The organism is Pseudomonas sp. 15A4 (genome assembly GCF_016925575.1).
GTDB lineage: Bacteria > Pseudomonadota > Gammaproteobacteria > Pseudomonadales > Pseudomonadaceae > Aquipseudomonas.
The window spans coordinates 4,490,901-4,505,220 of the sequence record NZ_CP068986.1; the positions used below are offsets into that span (position 1 = coordinate 4,490,901).

The following is a 14,320-nucleotide window of genomic DNA, read 5'->3' on the forward strand; positions in this document are numbered from 1 at the left end:
TACGCGATTCGGTGGTATGCCTGCCTCACAGTGGCAGGAGCCCGAAGGCCAACCTAAAGACCGAACCAGAGTGACTGGAACTTACGAAATCGACAGAACTTGCAGCAGGGCACCGGGGCCCCGCGAGACGCGAGCTAATCTGCAGGCGCGCATGCTATCACAGCGTTTCGGCAGGGTCAGCTAAACGGTGGCTGGCGTCGCACGCGGATCAGCAATTGAACCAAGCCGCAGCAGCGCCACGGAACTGGTGCGCTTCAAGGACCTCAGATTATCCGTAGTACATGTTCAAGGCCTGACACCTCGACGGCCACCGACAAAAAGGAAATCACCATGAAGCTTCTACGCGTTGCCGCCCTTCTCGCCCCGCTGGCCCTGACACTGCCCCTCAGCGCTCATGCCGCGATGGATGCGAAAACCAAGACCAGCTACATGAACGAATGCACCACCGCAGCCACCCAGAGCAATCCATCGATGGACGCCAGTGCAGTCAAAGCGCACTGCGAGTGCGGCGCTCAACAGATCAACAAGAACTTCTCCGACAAGGAGATTGCGTCGCTGAATGACAAAACGACGCCTCCCAGTACCGATATGACCTCTCGCCTACAGGCTGCGGTGAGCAAAAATTGCCTGAACGGCAAAAAATAAAAAATTTACATTTCCTTGATGCCCCACACCGGGGCGTAAAGAAGCGGGTCAAGGCTGACACGCTGAAGGCCACGAATTCTGCGGGTTTCGGGCATACCGGAAGGGTTTGCCGATGCACCCGTTGATGATGGAAAACAGGCCTCTGGAGCGCCTTTGGGGCGTTATATCGAGGATGCTGACGCAAAGTTCTAATCGAAAAAGTCCAGCATTCACACAATTCGACTATGATAGCGCTCGTGTGCCCAGTTGGCCTGAGCAACACAGCACTACTGAAAATTATGTTCCTGGAGATACACCATGTCTAATCGCCAATCCGGCACCGTAAAATGGTTCAACGATGAAAAAGGCTTCGGCTTCATCACCCCACAGGGTGGCGGCGACGACCTTTTTGTACATTTCAAAGCCATTGAATCCGACGGTTTCAAGAGCTTGAAAGAAGGCCAGACTGTTTCCTTCGTGGCTGAGAAAGGCCAAAAGGGCATGCAAGCTGCTCAGGTTCGCGCGGAGTAATCCCAGCGATCTGAAAAAACCCCGTCACTGACGGGGTTTTTTTATGCCTGCAATTTCGTGATGCGCCAGCGTTAGCCGCAATTGACGCGGTTCACCTTCCCTGAATCGTCAGTGTTGAGGTTCAGACGGTCCGAGCGGTATTCCAGTGTCACGATGTCATGGGGCCCGAGCACCCTGGCGGTCTGCGCGCCGGCCTTGGCCTTCGCCTGATCCAGCAATGCCGCTGACGCCGGCTTGCCAACAGCGAACTGCACCGCTGCCGCGTCACAACGGGCATAACCACCAGCGGAACTGGCCGGGGAACTGGCGACGCTCTCCTCAGGCTGGCTCGTAGACTCCGACGTGCTGCTGCAACCGGCCAGCAGCGCTGCGGCGAGCACCAGACCTGATGATGCGTATTTCCAGGGCATACAACCTCCTAACGTTTAACTAAAGCAGAACCTCTGCGACAGCGGTCGAGCGGCTTCGTTTCGCCATGGATAAACCAGGGCGAGCAAACCTCCCCTGTCGAGGACAGCGCAGGAGTCTGCCCCAAGCGTCACTCGCCCGGCGCATTCAATCGTGACAAAACGTTTAAAACAGCGCCCGCAGGACCCATTGAGCGGGATGGGCGCGGCTCAGTAGACGTCCACGTAATCCGTGGTGGGGTTGGCCCAGTTGTCGCGAAGGGCATTGTAGATCTGCGTCACCCATACGGCATCGCTGGCAGCCACCGGGCCCACGCAACCGGAACCGGCCGCCCAGGTCTCCAGACGAAACAGCAGTCCCCCAATGTCCACGCCGCCCACCGCGTCGCTGGAAATCCACGCGCGACCGTCCCGGCTGACGCGCAACTGGTTATGCACGCCATCCTGCGCAGCCGCGATCATTTGCCGGACAGCGTCGAGGGTGAGGGAATCGGAATTATTGAGATCGATAGACACGGTTTTGCACCTTGATTGCTCTGCGCCGAGCATCGGGATGCCACACGGCGCAGCACGGCGGATTTACTTCAGAAGACCGAGGCGCTGAGTCAACAAATCAAAAAAGCCTTGGGCATCGCCATTTTCCACCCAGAACACATTTTTGTTCTGAGCAAGGGTGTCGTACCAGTCGGCAATGGTCTGGCCGTGGGTCACACCCTCACGGTTATCGATCACCAGATTGACCTGCCTGCCGCTGAACAGCTCCGGCTTGATCAGCCAGGCAATCACGCTCGCATCATGCACCGGCCCGCCGGGCAGGCCGTAATGGACCATGTCAGCCTTGACGTACTCGTTGAGGATACCGCTGACCAGCTTGCCGGCCTGATTGTTCAAGCCATCGATCTGCTTGATACGCGCTTCACTGGTGAGGATCTTGTGGGTGACGTCCAGCGGCACATAGGTCAGCTTCACACCGCTGGCCAGGACAACCTTCGCCGCGTCGGGATCGGCGTAGATATTGAACTCGGCCACCGGGGTGATGTTGCCACCGTTGAAGTGGGCGCCGCCCATGACCACGACTTCCTTGATGCCCTGGGTGATTTCCGGCGCCTGAATCAGCGCGAGCGCCAGGTTGGTCTGCGGCCCGAGCATGGCGATGGTGATGCTGTGGGGCGCAGCTTTCTTCAGGGTGTCGACCAGGTACTGCACGGCATTGCCTTCAGCCAACGGCTTCTTCGGCTCATGCACTTCCACGCCCGGCAGTCCTTCCTTGCCGTGAATGTTTTCGGCGTAGATCGGCGTGCGCACCAGCGGTTTGCCGGCACCGGCGTACACCGGCACTTCTTCGCGGCCGGCCCATTCCCGAGCCAGCCTGGCATTGCGGGAGGTCTTGTCGATGCGCACGTTGCCCGCCACGGTGGTGATCGCCATGACATTGAGTTCTTGCGGCGACGCCAGCGCCAGGAGCAGTGCGACGACGTCGTCGGCGCCCGGGTCGGTGTCGATGATCACGTTGCGCTTCTCGGCGGCATGCACGGACGTGGCGGATAAAATGGCCAACAGCGCGGCACTCCTGATCAGTCCGGTGAAAAAATGTCGGGTTGTGTTCATGGGAACTCCTTGTTCCTGACGGCTAAAGATGAAAAAACGGCGTTAAAAAACCACGCCCGCCACCAGCGCGATGTTGGTGTATGGCTGGCATTCGCCGGTGCGAATGATAGCCCGAGCACCACGGCTCAGCTGTTTCAATGCGTCATGAGTCACCAGGCGTTGCTCACCGAGGCTGCCCGAAGCATGCAAGCTCGAAACGGTGGCCAACGCTGGCGGCTGTTTCGACAGCATCTCTTCAGCGAGGACATGACTCTCGACCTGCATTTCAGTCAGCACCACATTCAGCACGCTGAGGAAATCGGGCACACCGTGGGTCAGGGCCAGATCGATCAGCTCGACGCCGGCCGGCACGGGCATGCCCGCATCGACGATCATCAGGATGTCACCGTGCCCCAGGGACGCGATGGCGCGGGACAGGGCGATATTCAGCAGCGGTGTTTTTTCATGATTGATGCCCTTGTGCAGCGGAGTTTGCCGCAGAGACCTGAACCTCGGCGAACGTCAGGAATGGAAGGCTGGGCACCGGAACGGGTAACGGAGAGCGCCGCAGCGACCTGACCGAAGCGAATGGCGTCCGACTCAGATTTGCCATCGGCCAGCGCCGCCGCGAAGCCGCCGACAAAGGTATCGCCGGCCGCCGTGGTGTCAACGGGCTGGACCTTTGGCGCCGGGAAGTGCTCGGAGCGAGACGCGCTGGCAAACAGGGCACCCTGCTCGCCCAGCGTGACGATCACCTTGCTGACGCCGGCTTTCAGCAATGCCGATGCAGCGGCGTCTGCGCTGGCGGTACTGTCGACTGGCAAACCGGTCAGCGCGGTGGCCTCGCTTTCATTCGGGATCAGGTAATCGATCCAGGCGAACCATTCGGCCGGCAGCGGGCCACTGGCCGGCGCCGGGTTGAGGATGACGGTCTTACCCAGTTCGTGGCCGCGCTTGAGGACGTGGCCGACCGTGTCGAGCGGCACTTCAAGCTGGCAGATGATGACGTCGGCACCGGACAGCAACGCATCGAAGCTGTCCACCACGGAGGCGGTGACGTGGCCGTTGCCGCCCGCCACGATGACGATTGCGTTCTGGCTGTTGTCATCAACGACGATCAATGCGACGCCGGTGGACTCGCCGGTGACGCGGGTCACTGCCTGGCAATCGATGCCTTCGGCCAGCAGCGCGGTGCGAAGTTGTTCGCCGTAAGCATCATCGCCGACGCAACCGATCATGGCGACACTGGCGCCCAGTCGCGCCGCCGCCACCGCCTGATTGGCGCCCTTGCCGCCCGGCACGGTGACGAACGACTGCCCGGCCAATGTTTCTCCGGCCCGGGGCAAACGCGGCGCGCGCGTCACCAGGTCCATGTTCAGGCTGCCCACTATCACTACTTTTGCTTGCATGACGTCTACTCTTCAGAACGCTTTCTAGACCGGGCGGAGCGCTCGGCTTAACGAAATTCGGTAAATACCTGGGGTGGAGGCGCCGTGGATTCGCGCAGCACGATACTCGGCGCAACGACCAGGTGTTCGACAGCGGTTTCGCCCCGCGAGGAGATCCGCCGCAGCAGCATCTCGGCAGCGCGCTCGCCCAGTTGCAGAATGGATTGGCCGACGGTGGTCAGGGCCGGGTAAACGTATTGGCTCATCTGGATGTCGTCGAAGCCGATGACCGACAGATCGGCCGGGACCCGCACGTTACGCTCGGCGGCGGCGCGCAATACGCCGATACCGACCATGTCGTTGGCCGCGAAAATGGCGGTCGGCGGATCCCGCTCCAGCAGTTTCACCGCAGCAAGATAGCCACTGGGGCCGGTGAAATCGCTTTCTACCACCCAGCTTTCCGGCACGTCGACCGAAGCTTCCTGCATCGCCCGGTGATACCCCGCCAGACGCATCTTCGCCACGCTGGTCTGGGCCGGGCCGCAGATACAGGCGATGTGCCGGTGGCCGAGGGACAGCAAATGCGACGTCGCCAGGTACGCGCCCAACTCGTGGTCGATGCGCACCAGATCAGCCGTCACTCCGTCCAGGTCCCGGTCGACGATGACCAAAGGCGTGCGAACTGCGGACAAGCCCTCGACGAGGCTGTCACCGCCGCCGACCGACGAGACGATCAGGCCGTCGACGCGTTTTTCCAGCAGCACACGCAGGTAGCTGCGCTGCTTGTCGGGGTTGTCATCGGAATTGCAGAGGATCACGCAGAAGCCGTTGCGCTCGCAGTAATCCTCGATGCCCCGGGCCAGTTCGGCGAAGTACGGGTTGATGCCGTTGGGAATCAACAGGCCGATGGTCGCCGTGGCCTTGGCCTTGAGCGACCGCGCAACGGCGCTGGGCACGTAATCCAGCTGCACGATGGCGGCTTCGACCTTTTTACGCACCTCTTCACTGACCGGTCGGGTGCGGTTAAGGACATGAGACACCGTGGTGTAGGAAATCCCGGCAATCGCCGCTACGTCCTTGATGGTTGCCATGTCAGCCGCGCCGCCGCGCGCGATTGCTGCGGTACGTATCGAGGACCACAGCGACGACGATCACGGCGCCAGTGATGATGCGTTTGGTCGGTTCGGTCGCGCCGATCTGTGCCAGCCCTGCCGCCAGGACCGAGATGATCAGCACGCCGAAGAAGGTGCTGATCACCGAACCGCGCCCGCCCATCAGACTGGTGCCGCCGATGACCACTGCAGCAATCACTTGCAGCTCAAGGCCGGAACCGGCGTTAGGGTCCGCCGCTTCCAGGCGTGAAATCTGGAACAGCGCGGCAACGCCGGCCAGCAGGCCCATCAGCGAGAATACGAGGATCTTGTAGGGCTTGGGATTGATCCCCGCCAGACGCACGGCTTCCTCATTGGTGCCGATGCCAATCAGGTAGCGGCCGAACACGGTGCGCGTCAGCACGGCCTGGGCGGCGAAGATGACGATCAGGGCAATGACGAACGAAGGCGAAATACCGAATGCGAAGGGATTGGACAACCACGCAAAGGAGTCACCGATGTACGCAGTGCGCGAGTCGGTCAGTTGGTATGCCACGCCGCGGGCCATTTCCAGCACGCCGAGGGAAACGATAAACGAAGGAATGCGCCACGCCACGGTGATCGAGCCGGTCAGCGTACCGGCCGCCGTTGCGCAGGCAATGCCCAGCAACGCCGACGGAAACACGCCCCAGCCCCAGCCGAGCATGGCCACACTGACCGCCGAAGCAGCCAGCGCCAGCACCGAACCCACCGACAGGTCGATGCCGCCGATGATCAGGATGAAGGTCATGCCGACCGCCAGCACCATCAGGTCGGGAATCTGGTTGGCCAGCGTGCTGAAGGTTTCGTACGACAGGAAATGATCGCTGAGCAACGAGAACAACACGATCATCGCCAGCAGTGCGCCTGCCAGCCCGAGGTAGGTGCCCAGGCCGAAGTAGTTGCCGCTGCGCTTGCCCGGAGACGGCAGCGCGGCAGGAGAAGTAGAAGTTTTCATCAGTCGATCCTGGGCGCGGCTTCAGACAGCAGCGCGTCACGTTTTTGATAGCCCGCGAAGGCAGCGGCAAGCAGTTCGTCCTGGGTCCAGGTGTCGCGCTCGAAGGTGTCAATCAGGCGCCCGGCAGACAGCACGCCGATGCGGTCGCAGATCAGCATCAGCTCGCGCAGATCACTGGAGACCACCACCAGCGCCCTGCCCTGGCGGGTCAGTTCACCCAGCAGCGCGTAGATGTCGAACTTGGCGCCGACGTCGATGCCGCGCGTGGGCTCGTCGAACAACATCACCTGGCAATCGCGCTCCAGCCAGCGGCCGATCACGACCTTCTGCTGATTGCCGCCCGACAGTTCCGACACCAGTTGCGTCGGGCTCGAACTGCGAATGCGCATGGCGCCTACCTGACGCTGAGCCAAAGCGATCTCCGAATTGCCGTTGACCACGCCGGCACTGGAAATGGCCTCCATGTTGCCCAGCGCGATGTTGGCACTGATCGATTGCGACAGCAGCAGGCCCTCGCCTTTGCGGTCTTCGGTGATCAAGGCGATGCCATGACCCACGGCGTCCACCGGCGACTTGATCTGCACGCTGCGCAGGGGGCTGCCCACTGCAATGCTGCCGCTGTCGGCCACGTCCGCGCCGTAGATCAGCCGCAGCAACTCGGTACGCCCGGCACCGATCAGCCCGGAAATCCCGAAGATTTCACCGGCCCGGACATCAAAGGAAACGTCGCGGACCTTGTCAGCGCGATTCAGGCCTTTGACCGACAGCGCCACTGCGCCAATCTTACGCTCGCCCAGATCGATCTTCTCGCCCAGCTCACGGCCAACCATCAACGTGACCAGTTGCTCGCTGTTGTAGTTGGCCATGAAGTCGACGCAGACCAGCTTGCCGTCGCGCAGTACCGCGATGCGCTGGGCGACGCGGGCCAGTTCTTCCAGGCGGTGGGAGATGTAAATGATGGAAACGCCGCGATCCTGAAGACGAGTGATCTGCTCAAAGAGCATTTCCACCTCACGCGCCGTCAGCATCGCCGTCGGCTCGTCGAGAATCAGCACATGGCAGTCGCCGATCAGGTTGCGGGCGATTTCGACCATCTGCTGATGGCCGATGCCCAGTTCGCTGACCAGCGTATCCGGGTCAATGGCCTCAAGGCCGACCTGGGCCATGGCCTTGATCGCCTCTTCGCGCAGCTTGCGACGATTGATGAAACCGGCGCGGCTGGGCAGGTTGTCGAGAAACAGGTTTTCCGCCACCGACAGCGTCGGCAGCAGATTGAGTTCTTGCATGACCATGCGCACGCCGAGCTTTTCGGCCTGGGTGCGACTGGCAGGCTGGTAGGGTTGCCCCTGAAATTGCATCTGTCCGGTGGTCGGCGTGACCAGCCCGCCGATGATTTTCGACAGCGTGCTTTTGCCCGCGCCGTTTTCCCCGGTCAAGGCCAGCACTTCCCCACGCATAAGCGTCAGGTCGATGTCACCGAGTACGGGTTGGGCGTAGGTTTTGCCAATACCACTGACAGATAGAACAGCGGCCTGAGCAGACGCTGACATAACGATCTCCACGCACCTGCCCTCACGGGCAGGCGGTACATATTTGGAACTGCGGGTTTGGAATGTGTTGACTGAGCAACCAGGCCGGCTTACTGCGGCTTGGTTACCAGCTCGACCGGGGTCTCGATCACGCCGTTGGTGATCTCGAGCTTCTCGCCCTTGACCATTTTCAGAGCGGTGTCGATACCGAACACGGCTTGACGCGCCGCGAACTGGTCAGCGGTGGCCAGAATGCGGCCGTCTTTGAGCATCGGCTTGATGGCGTTGATGTTGTCGTAGCCGACGACCTGAACCTTGCCCGCCTTGCCTGCCGCACGGACGGCCGAGACCGCGCCGAGCGCCATGCTGTCGTTGCCGGCCAGCAGCGCTTTCAGGTTCGGGTATTCGTTGAGCATGGCGGACGCCACCGCATTGCCCTTGTCGATTTCCCAGTTACCGGACTGCGTGGAAACGATCTTCATCTGCGCAGCGTCCATCGCGTCCTTGAAGCCCGCGGTGCGTTGCTGCGCGTTGGTGGTGGTCGGCACGCCTTCGATGATCCCGACTTCAGCACCCGCCGTCAGCTGCTTGGCCAGGTAGTCGCCCACCAGCTTGGCGCCCTTGCGGTTGTTCGGGCCTACGAAAGGCACTTCCATGCCTTTGCTTTTCAGCACGTCGGCGTCCAGCTGGTTGTCGATGTTGACGACCTTGATGCCCGCGTCCATGGCCTTTTTCAAGACCGACGCCAAGGCCTTGGAATCGGCCGGGGCAATGACCAGCGCGTCGACTTTCTTGACGATCATCTGGTTGACGATGTCGATCTGCGCGGCCGTGTCGGACTCGTTCTTGATGCCGTTGGAAATCAGGTCAAAGTCAGCGGAATGCTCTTTTTGATACACCTTGGCGCCGTCTTCCATGGTCAGGAAGAATTCATTGGCCAGGGATTTCATCACCAGCGCAACGGTCGGCTTTTTCGCGTCGTCGGCAAAGGCAGATGAGAGAGGCAGGGACGCAGCAGAAGCGGTAAGCATGGCAACAGCAAGAAGACGTGCAGCGAATGGCAGCTTCATGGATCACTCCGACATTATGATTGTTGTTATCGGCAGCGTTTACGCGTCAGTGACGGATCGACGGAATCGCAAACGTTTGCGTGGACGAAACTATGGGAAGCGCCAGGGCGTTTGTCAACTCAGTAAAGCACGAATTTTAGAGCGGGCCATGGATCGCCCTGCTCCTCCGATTGCCGTGGCGACGCTGGTGACCTGCGCCCTGAACCGGAGGATAGAAAGGAACGATCACTTGAGCAGATTAAGTCAAGCACGTTCCTGACGGGCGGTTGGACGTCGACCGGCAGCGTGGAGCTTCAGATCTTCTTTGAGAATGGCGATCAGATTGGCGATGGCGCGGCTGGAGTTGAGCGAGCTGACCGGAATACCCCCGGCCAGGAGGTCGGCGTGGCCCCTTTCGCGATCAAATATCTGCACCATTATTTGATCGTTGGCATCGATGGTGCACTTGCACTTGGCAGGCAGGAAGCCTGATTCGACGATATGGCAGAGTTCAAGTGTGGAGATCATGGCAAATTTCCTTATTTAGTTATGCACGGTGGATGTCGACCGGTGCCAGCAATTCCACGAGTTTGTCATTAATGGGACGAACGGACGTGACGCAGATCACCGGGTACGCGTGCCCTGAATTCTCAAGAGGATTACCTTCGCGACAGCGCGCCGCCGAACGCTGCGGTTTCAGCCGGTTGGATGGCGTAAATAGCACGGGTTTGACGGCGTCATGCAGGAAACAAATCAGTAAGCTGAGCGCCTCGGAAATGGCCATTAGCCAATATGCTTGCGCCGCAGTGAACTTATCACGCGCGGGACGGCCAGAGTGGCTCGCACTGCAACATGGCAGTCGCTGCACAAGCAAGCTTTCTACAGTATTTGGAGCGCAAGATGGGTCGGGGCAACAACGAGTTTGAGTTCTGGTGGGGCACGTCAGGCCCGTGGGTCGAGCCGCCGAATGTACGCCGCAGCGGGACCAGCGGCGTGCAGCGCGTGGTTCACGATGGCAAGACGTTCTACGTCAAACGCCAGACCGGCCATTTGTTTCGCAGTTTGCGCTACCCCACCGGGCGCCCGACTGCCCTGCGTGAAGGCATCGCGCTGACAAAACTTGAAGAGCTTGGCATCAACGCGCCACGTCCTGTGTTTTATGGCGCTCGCAAGGTTGCCGGCGTCTGGCAAGGCGTTCTGGTCACGAAGGATCTGGGTGGCTTCATCGATCTCGACACTTGGAATGCACAGGGCGGCGCCGCCACGCTGAGCACCGAGCAACATCAGCGACTCTTCAAGCGTCTGGCTGAAACGCTGGCGAAGATGCACCTGGGCAAGTGGCAGCACGGCTGCATGCGCTCCAAGCACATTTTCATCAAGGCGACCGTCACTGACACGCGCTTTGATTTCGAACTGGCGCTGCTGGATCTGGAAAAATCCCACGGGCGAATCACCGCGATGGGTGCCGCCCGTCACGACATTCCGCAGCTCAGAAGGCATTCATTCTGGGATGAGTCCCAATGGCAGTACTTTCTGTCGTGCTACGAGCAGGCCATCGGCCGAGCCATCTAGACGACGCAGCCGCCCTTCATGCCATTCGGTACCTGGCATGAAGGGCTCAGCGTGAAGGGCTCAACCCATCAAGAGGCGTGACCGGCCTGCTCCCTGATCAACGCCGGCACCCGCCGATCGCTGATCGCCTGCGCCACTTTGGTCGCGATATCGGCACGGCTGAAGGGCTTGGCCAGCATCTCGAAACCGGCAATCTGCTTGGACGATTCGCTGGTGTAACCGGTGACAATCAGCACCGGCAGCGCAGGCAGGACTTCGCGCAGACTCAGGGCGAGCTGCGTGCCGCTTTTCTCCGCCATCAGTTGATCGGTGACAAGTACGTCCGGCCGCAAGCCTGCGCTGACCATCTGTTCGGCAGCAGAGGGCGACGCCGCTTCGGTCACCCGATAGCCCAGGTCACGCAGTTGCAGCGCAACGGTGTAGCGGACCAGTTCTTCGTCATCCACCACCAGCACGTGAAAGGGATGATCCGCGCCAGGCGCCGGGTCTGCATCGACATCGCCGGCTGCCGGTGTCTGTAGATCGGCGCTGGAAATCGGCAGCCAGATGTCGACCCGCGTACCAAGACCCGGCGCCGACTGAATGTCAAATCCGCCCCCGGATTGCAGGGCCAGCCCTTGCACCATCGACAGCCCCAGGCCGGTGCCCTTGCCGACGCCTTTGGTTGAATAGAATGGCTCAACGCAGCGCTGCAATATGTCCTCGCTCATGCCGCTGCCGTTATCCGTTACCGTCAGCCTGACGTAGCAACCGTGCGCCGGCGATGGACCCAGGCCCGCACCGTCGGCGACCACCTCGGAGCAGGCACTGATCTTCAAGTAGCCGCGTTCGGCGATTGCGTCACGCGCATTGACCGCGAGATTGAGCACGCCTAACTCAAGCTGATGGGGATCGATGAGGATGTTCGGCAATCCTGGCGGGATCTCGACGATGACTTCAATGGTCGGCCCCAGCGAACGCTGGATGAGGTCGCGCATATCGTTGACCAGGCTGTCCAGCGCCACGACTTGAGGTTTGAGGGTCTGCCTGCGGGCAAAGGTCAGCAGACGACCTACCAGGATTCGCGCGCGATCCGCCGCTTGCAGCGCAGCGTCGATCAACCGATGGGAGCGGTCGTTGCTGACAGGCTGGCGCCGCAGCAACTCCAGCGATGTCATGATCGGCGTCAGCAGGTTATTGAAGTCATGGGCGATGCCGCCGCCCAACTGACCGACCATTTCGATCTTGCGCGACTCGTGCAGCAGAGAAATGGCCGCCTCTCGCTCGGCCACTATCGTGGCGACGCGCTGTTCGAGACTCTCGTTGAGTTCGATCAACTGATGTTCGGCGCCAACCCGCGCGGTGATGTCGACGCAAACAAACAGCAAGCCGCTGAGGTGTTGTTGCGCGTCGAGCAGCGGCGTCACGTGGGTCTGCACCCAGACGACGGAGCCGTCTGCGAGGACATGGTGCTGGGTCAGCTCAAAGGGCGCTTCGGCGGTCAGGAATGTCTCGTAGAACATCGGCTGCGAATTGGCTGGCAAGTCTTTCTGTAACTCGAGGATCGAGCGGCCGGCAATCATCTGACGTTGCAGCCCCATGATCTCGCAGTAGCGATCATTGACTTGCTGGAAGACGCCTCGGCGATCACACAGCGCAATCCCGGCGCCCGCCTGCTCGAACATTCCGGCAAGTTGCGCGGAACTGGCGTGTAGCGCCGCTTCGGACCGCATGTGGTTGATCCACTGCCAGCCCAGCTTGGCCGCTTCTTCGATGATATGGATGTCATGGGGGCTGCATACCCGCAGCCCTTCGAACTCGACCGTAAACACCCCGGCCAACGTGTCATGGCGCATCAGCGGGACATGTACGACCAGACTCGCCGTGCCGTCTGGCTGAAGAGCGCCGGCGTACGAGTTGGCCAGAACAGGATCGGCATTTGTCGCCGCTTGCACGGTGACACCCTGACGCAACGCCGAACAGGTGTCATCACCGACAGAGATCAGCCCTGATCGAGCTGTCACATCACCTTGCCGGTATTCACGGCGCAGGCCGAACTCACCGACCTCGTCAGCCTCTGCGATATGGACACGGGCTGCGCCCAGCTCGCCACCGATACGCCGTATGAGGTCCGCTTCGATCTGCTCGGGGTCGTGAATGGACGGAAAAGCCTGGCCCAGCTCAAGCAGCAGCGCCTGACGACGCTCGAAATGAACGCGTTCGGTGGTTTCAGTGACAATGCAAAGCACGCCTCCGACGGATCCATCGTTCTGGTGCACCGCAGAATAAGAGACGTCAAAGTAGACGGTCTCACCGTAACCGTGCCGCTCGATATAGAACGGGCGATCTTTGGCAGCAAAGGTTTGCCCGGTTTCCCTTACGCCACGCAGCAGCGGCTCGAGGTCGTCCCATAGCTCGCGCCAATTCTCGATGGCGGGACGGCCGAGGGCGCGGGGATGTTTCTCTCCGATGCTTGGCGCATAGGCGTCGTTGTAGAGCGCCACGAAATCGGGCCCCCAGAAGAGCACGATCTGCGCCTGCACAGGGAGAATCGTGCCCATCAGGGCTTTTAGACTGTCCGGCCAGTCAGAGGGCTGGCCGAGGGGCGAGCCGTCCAGCAATGAGGACTGAAGCAGATCACCGACCGCACCGCCGTTGGCAAGGAAACGCAGGGGTGCTGCGCTGAACCCGGTGTTGGGTGGGGTATCCATAATTAGGGCCTGACAGGAAATATCGTGAGCAGATAGCCTCGTTTAGAGCGACGTTAATGCGAATATGTTCCACTCAGATTGGCACGACTTTGCATACAGCCGGGCCCGGTGGCCATGCCAGTCGGGCCCTGGCGTGGCTCAATCCTCTTCTTTGACGGTGGCTACCTCGTCAGCGCGAACGCGGATGGTTTTGCCGGAGATGTCTTCGAACTCATAAAAGCCGTCTTTGCTCTTGGTCTTTGGCGCATCCTTGGTTACGTACTGGGTACCGTTTTGCAGGGTAACCACGGTGGACGTGGAGCAACCTGCCAACGCTGCACAGCAGGCGAACGCGACCGGCATCAGCAATGATTGAATCTTCATAAAGCCTCCTGGTTTGCATGACTCGTGTGCAGTGCGCTTGAGCGCTGAATCGTCGTGTAGCAGATCAGATCAGCCGGATCAACTTTGGTTCGCGGCCCGAACAATCAGACGAAAAATCAGCGACTTGAGTCAATCACGGTTTTTGTCTGATCCGTAGTTGCGAAACGTCCGACACTCAAATACTGTATGCGCATACAGCGAACAGGAGGGTCACTTCATGTCTGACACCCATGCAGCAACCGCAGCATCGCCAGGGCACTACGAGCGCATGGCCGTGCGGGTGCAGAAAATCATCAATTCCCAGAGCGCGCAGAAAGCCCGCGCGGCACTGATTTTTCGGCTGGCGGACGAGCTTGAGGACGACTGGAAACAGTTGCTGGAAGAGATCGACGAGAACGACAACGTGACCCTGGCCTGGCGAGACGACGGCGGTGTGCAGATTTTCTGGACAGTGCCCAAGGAAGATTGACCTGCAAACCGCCCCACCCCTTG

At 60.5% G+C, this 14,320-nt stretch carries 17 protein-coding genes; 4 read left to right on the forward strand and 13 right to left on the reverse strand.

Features of this window, described 5'->3' with window-relative positions:
* Window positions 1-330: 330 nt before the first annotated feature.
* Window positions 331-645, forward strand: a complete 315-nt coding sequence (locus JN403_RS19820; RefSeq protein WP_172611732.1) for a hypothetical protein — start codon at window positions 331-333, stop codon at window positions 643-645.
* 297 nt (window positions 646-942) lie between these two features.
* Window positions 943-1,155, forward strand: coding sequence for a cold-shock protein (locus JN403_RS19825; RefSeq protein ID WP_065991529.1), 213 nt, complete (start codon window positions 943-945; stop codon window positions 1,153-1,155).
* Between the two features lie 71 nt (window positions 1,156-1,226).
* Here the strand turns inward: JN403_RS19825 and JN403_RS19830 are convergent, their stop codons facing one another.
* From JN403_RS19830 to JN403_RS19880, 11 genes are all read right to left on the reverse strand, one after another.
* Window positions 1,227-1,565 carry an I78 family peptidase inhibitor gene (locus JN403_RS19830; protein ID WP_205483986.1) on the reverse strand — a complete coding sequence of 113 codons (339 nt, stop codon included), beginning with the start codon at window positions 1,563-1,565 and terminating at the stop codon, window positions 1,227-1,229.
* A 207-nt stretch (window positions 1,566-1,772) separates the two neighbouring features.
* A complete protein-coding gene (locus JN403_RS19835; protein ID WP_122538251.1) occupies window positions 1,773-2,078 on the reverse strand; it encodes a hypothetical protein in 306 nt (101 codons plus the stop codon).
* A gap of 63 nt (window positions 2,079-2,141) precedes the next feature.
* Entirely contained in the window at window positions 2,142-3,170 is a 1,029-nt protein-coding gene (locus tag JN403_RS19840; protein ID WP_205483987.1) for a nucleoside hydrolase, read from the reverse strand.
* A 42-nt stretch (window positions 3,171-3,212) separates the two neighbouring features.
* The gene (gene rbsD, locus JN403_RS19845) at window positions 3,213-3,623 is read right to left on the reverse strand and encodes a D-ribose pyranase (RefSeq protein WP_205487551.1); all 411 of its coding nucleotides are present in this window, start codon (window positions 3,621-3,623) and stop codon (window positions 3,213-3,215) included.
* Window positions 3,596-4,558 (reverse strand): ribokinase, encoded by a 963-nt coding sequence (gene rbsK, locus JN403_RS19850; protein WP_205483988.1) that lies wholly within the window; start codon window positions 4,556-4,558, stop codon window positions 3,596-3,598. Before rbsK ends, rbsD begins: the two co-directional genes overlap by 28 nt.
* 47 nt (window positions 4,559-4,605) lie before the next feature.
* A complete protein-coding gene (locus JN403_RS19855; RefSeq protein ID WP_122538243.1) occupies window positions 4,606-5,628 on the reverse strand; it encodes a LacI family DNA-binding transcriptional regulator in 1,023 nt (340 codons plus the stop codon).
* Between the two features lies 1 nt (window position 5,629).
* A complete protein-coding gene (locus JN403_RS19860; protein ID WP_172613085.1) occupies window positions 5,630-6,628 on the reverse strand; it encodes an ABC transporter permease in 999 nt (332 codons plus the stop codon).
* On the reverse strand, window positions 6,625-8,175 hold the full coding sequence (locus tag JN403_RS19865) for a sugar ABC transporter ATP-binding protein (protein ID WP_205483989.1): 1,551 nt from the start codon (window positions 8,173-8,175) through the stop codon (window positions 6,625-6,627). The genes JN403_RS19860 and JN403_RS19865 overlap by 4 nt, the downstream gene beginning before the upstream one ends.
* A gap of 89 nt (window positions 8,176-8,264) precedes the next feature.
* On the reverse strand, window positions 8,265-9,224 hold the full coding sequence (locus JN403_RS19870; protein WP_122538237.1) for a sugar ABC transporter substrate-binding protein: 960 nt from the start codon (window positions 9,222-9,224) through the stop codon (window positions 8,265-8,267).
* 243 nt (window positions 9,225-9,467) lie between these two features.
* Complete coding sequence (locus JN403_RS19875) at window positions 9,468-9,731, reverse strand: DUF1652 domain-containing protein (RefSeq protein WP_205483990.1); 264 nt, start codon at window positions 9,729-9,731, stop codon at window positions 9,468-9,470.
* A gap of 19 nt (window positions 9,732-9,750) precedes the next feature.
* Window positions 9,751-9,987: a hypothetical protein gene (locus tag JN403_RS19880; protein WP_205483991.1), complete on the reverse strand. Its 237-nt coding sequence runs from the start codon at window positions 9,985-9,987 to the stop codon at window positions 9,751-9,753.
* A 116-nt stretch (window positions 9,988-10,103) separates the two neighbouring features.
* Between JN403_RS19880 and JN403_RS19885 the strand changes: the two genes are divergently transcribed.
* Window positions 10,104-10,775, forward strand: coding sequence for a lipopolysaccharide kinase InaA family protein (locus JN403_RS19885; protein ID WP_205483992.1), 672 nt, complete (start codon window positions 10,104-10,106; stop codon window positions 10,773-10,775).
* Window positions 10,776-10,843: 68 nt separating this feature from the next.
* On the opposite strand, the gene JN403_RS19890 is transcribed toward JN403_RS19885, so the two are convergent.
* Together JN403_RS19890 and JN403_RS19895 are read right to left on the reverse strand one after the other, a co-directional pair.
* A complete protein-coding gene (locus tag JN403_RS19890; protein WP_205483993.1) occupies window positions 10,844-13,465 on the reverse strand; it encodes a PAS domain S-box protein in 2,622 nt (873 codons plus the stop codon).
* A gap of 138 nt (window positions 13,466-13,603) precedes the next feature.
* Entirely contained in the window at window positions 13,604-13,828 is a 225-nt protein-coding gene (locus tag JN403_RS19895) for a YgdI/YgdR family lipoprotein (RefSeq protein WP_037010898.1), read from the reverse strand.
* A gap of 217 nt (window positions 13,829-14,045) precedes the next feature.
* On the opposite strand from JN403_RS19895, the gene JN403_RS19900 reads away from it, so the two are divergent.
* Complete coding sequence (locus JN403_RS19900; RefSeq protein WP_122538227.1) at window positions 14,046-14,297, forward strand: DUF1654 domain-containing protein; 252 nt, start codon at window positions 14,046-14,048, stop codon at window positions 14,295-14,297.
* Window positions 14,298-14,320 lie beyond the last annotated feature (23 nt).

Excerpts from the sequence above, each read along its gene's own strand:
- JN403_RS19855 (WP_122538243.1), bottom strand. The coding sequence starts at position 5,628 with ATGGCAACCATCAAGGACGTAGCGGCGATTGCCGGGATTTCCTACACC.
- JN403_RS19825 (WP_065991529.1), top strand. The coding sequence starts at position 943 with ATGTCTAATCGCCAATCCGGCACCGTAAAATGGTTCAACGATGAAAAA.
- JN403_RS19895 (WP_037010898.1), bottom strand. The coding sequence starts at position 13,828 with ATGAAGATTCAATCATTGCTGATGCCGGTCGCGTTCGCCTGCTGTGCA.
- JN403_RS19870 (WP_122538237.1), bottom strand. The coding sequence starts at position 9,224 with ATGAAGCTGCCATTCGCTGCACGTCTTCTTGCTGTTGCCATGCTTACC.
- JN403_RS19820 (WP_172611732.1), top strand. The coding sequence starts at position 331 with ATGAAGCTTCTACGCGTTGCCGCCCTTCTCGCCCCGCTGGCCCTGACA.
- JN403_RS19865 (WP_205483989.1), bottom strand. The coding sequence starts at position 8,175 with ATGTCAGCGTCTGCTCAGGCCGCTGTTCTATCTGTCAGTGGTATTGGC.
- JN403_RS19840 (WP_205483987.1), bottom strand. The coding sequence starts at position 3,170 with ATGAACACAACCCGACATTTTTTCACCGGACTGATCAGGAGTGCCGCG.
- JN403_RS19875 (WP_205483990.1), bottom strand. The coding sequence starts at position 9,731 with ATGATCTCCACACTTGAACTCTGCCATATCGTCGAATCAGGCTTCCTG.
- JN403_RS19830 (WP_205483986.1), bottom strand. The coding sequence starts at position 1,565 with ATGCCCTGGAAATACGCATCATCAGGTCTGGTGCTCGCCGCAGCGCTG.
- JN403_RS19880 (WP_205483991.1), bottom strand. The coding sequence starts at position 9,987 with ATGGCCATTTCCGAGGCGCTCAGCTTACTGATTTGTTTCCTGCATGAC.
- JN403_RS19900 (WP_122538227.1), top strand. The coding sequence starts at position 14,046 with ATGTCTGACACCCATGCAGCAACCGCAGCATCGCCAGGGCACTACGAG.
- rbsK (WP_205483988.1), bottom strand. The coding sequence starts at position 4,558 with ATGCAAGCAAAAGTAGTGATAGTGGGCAGCCTGAACATGGACCTGGTG.
- JN403_RS19885 (WP_205483992.1), top strand. The coding sequence starts at position 10,104 with ATGGGTCGGGGCAACAACGAGTTTGAGTTCTGGTGGGGCACGTCAGGC.
- JN403_RS19890 (WP_205483993.1), bottom strand. The coding sequence starts at position 13,465 with ATGGATACCCCACCCAACACCGGGTTCAGCGCAGCACCCCTGCGTTTC.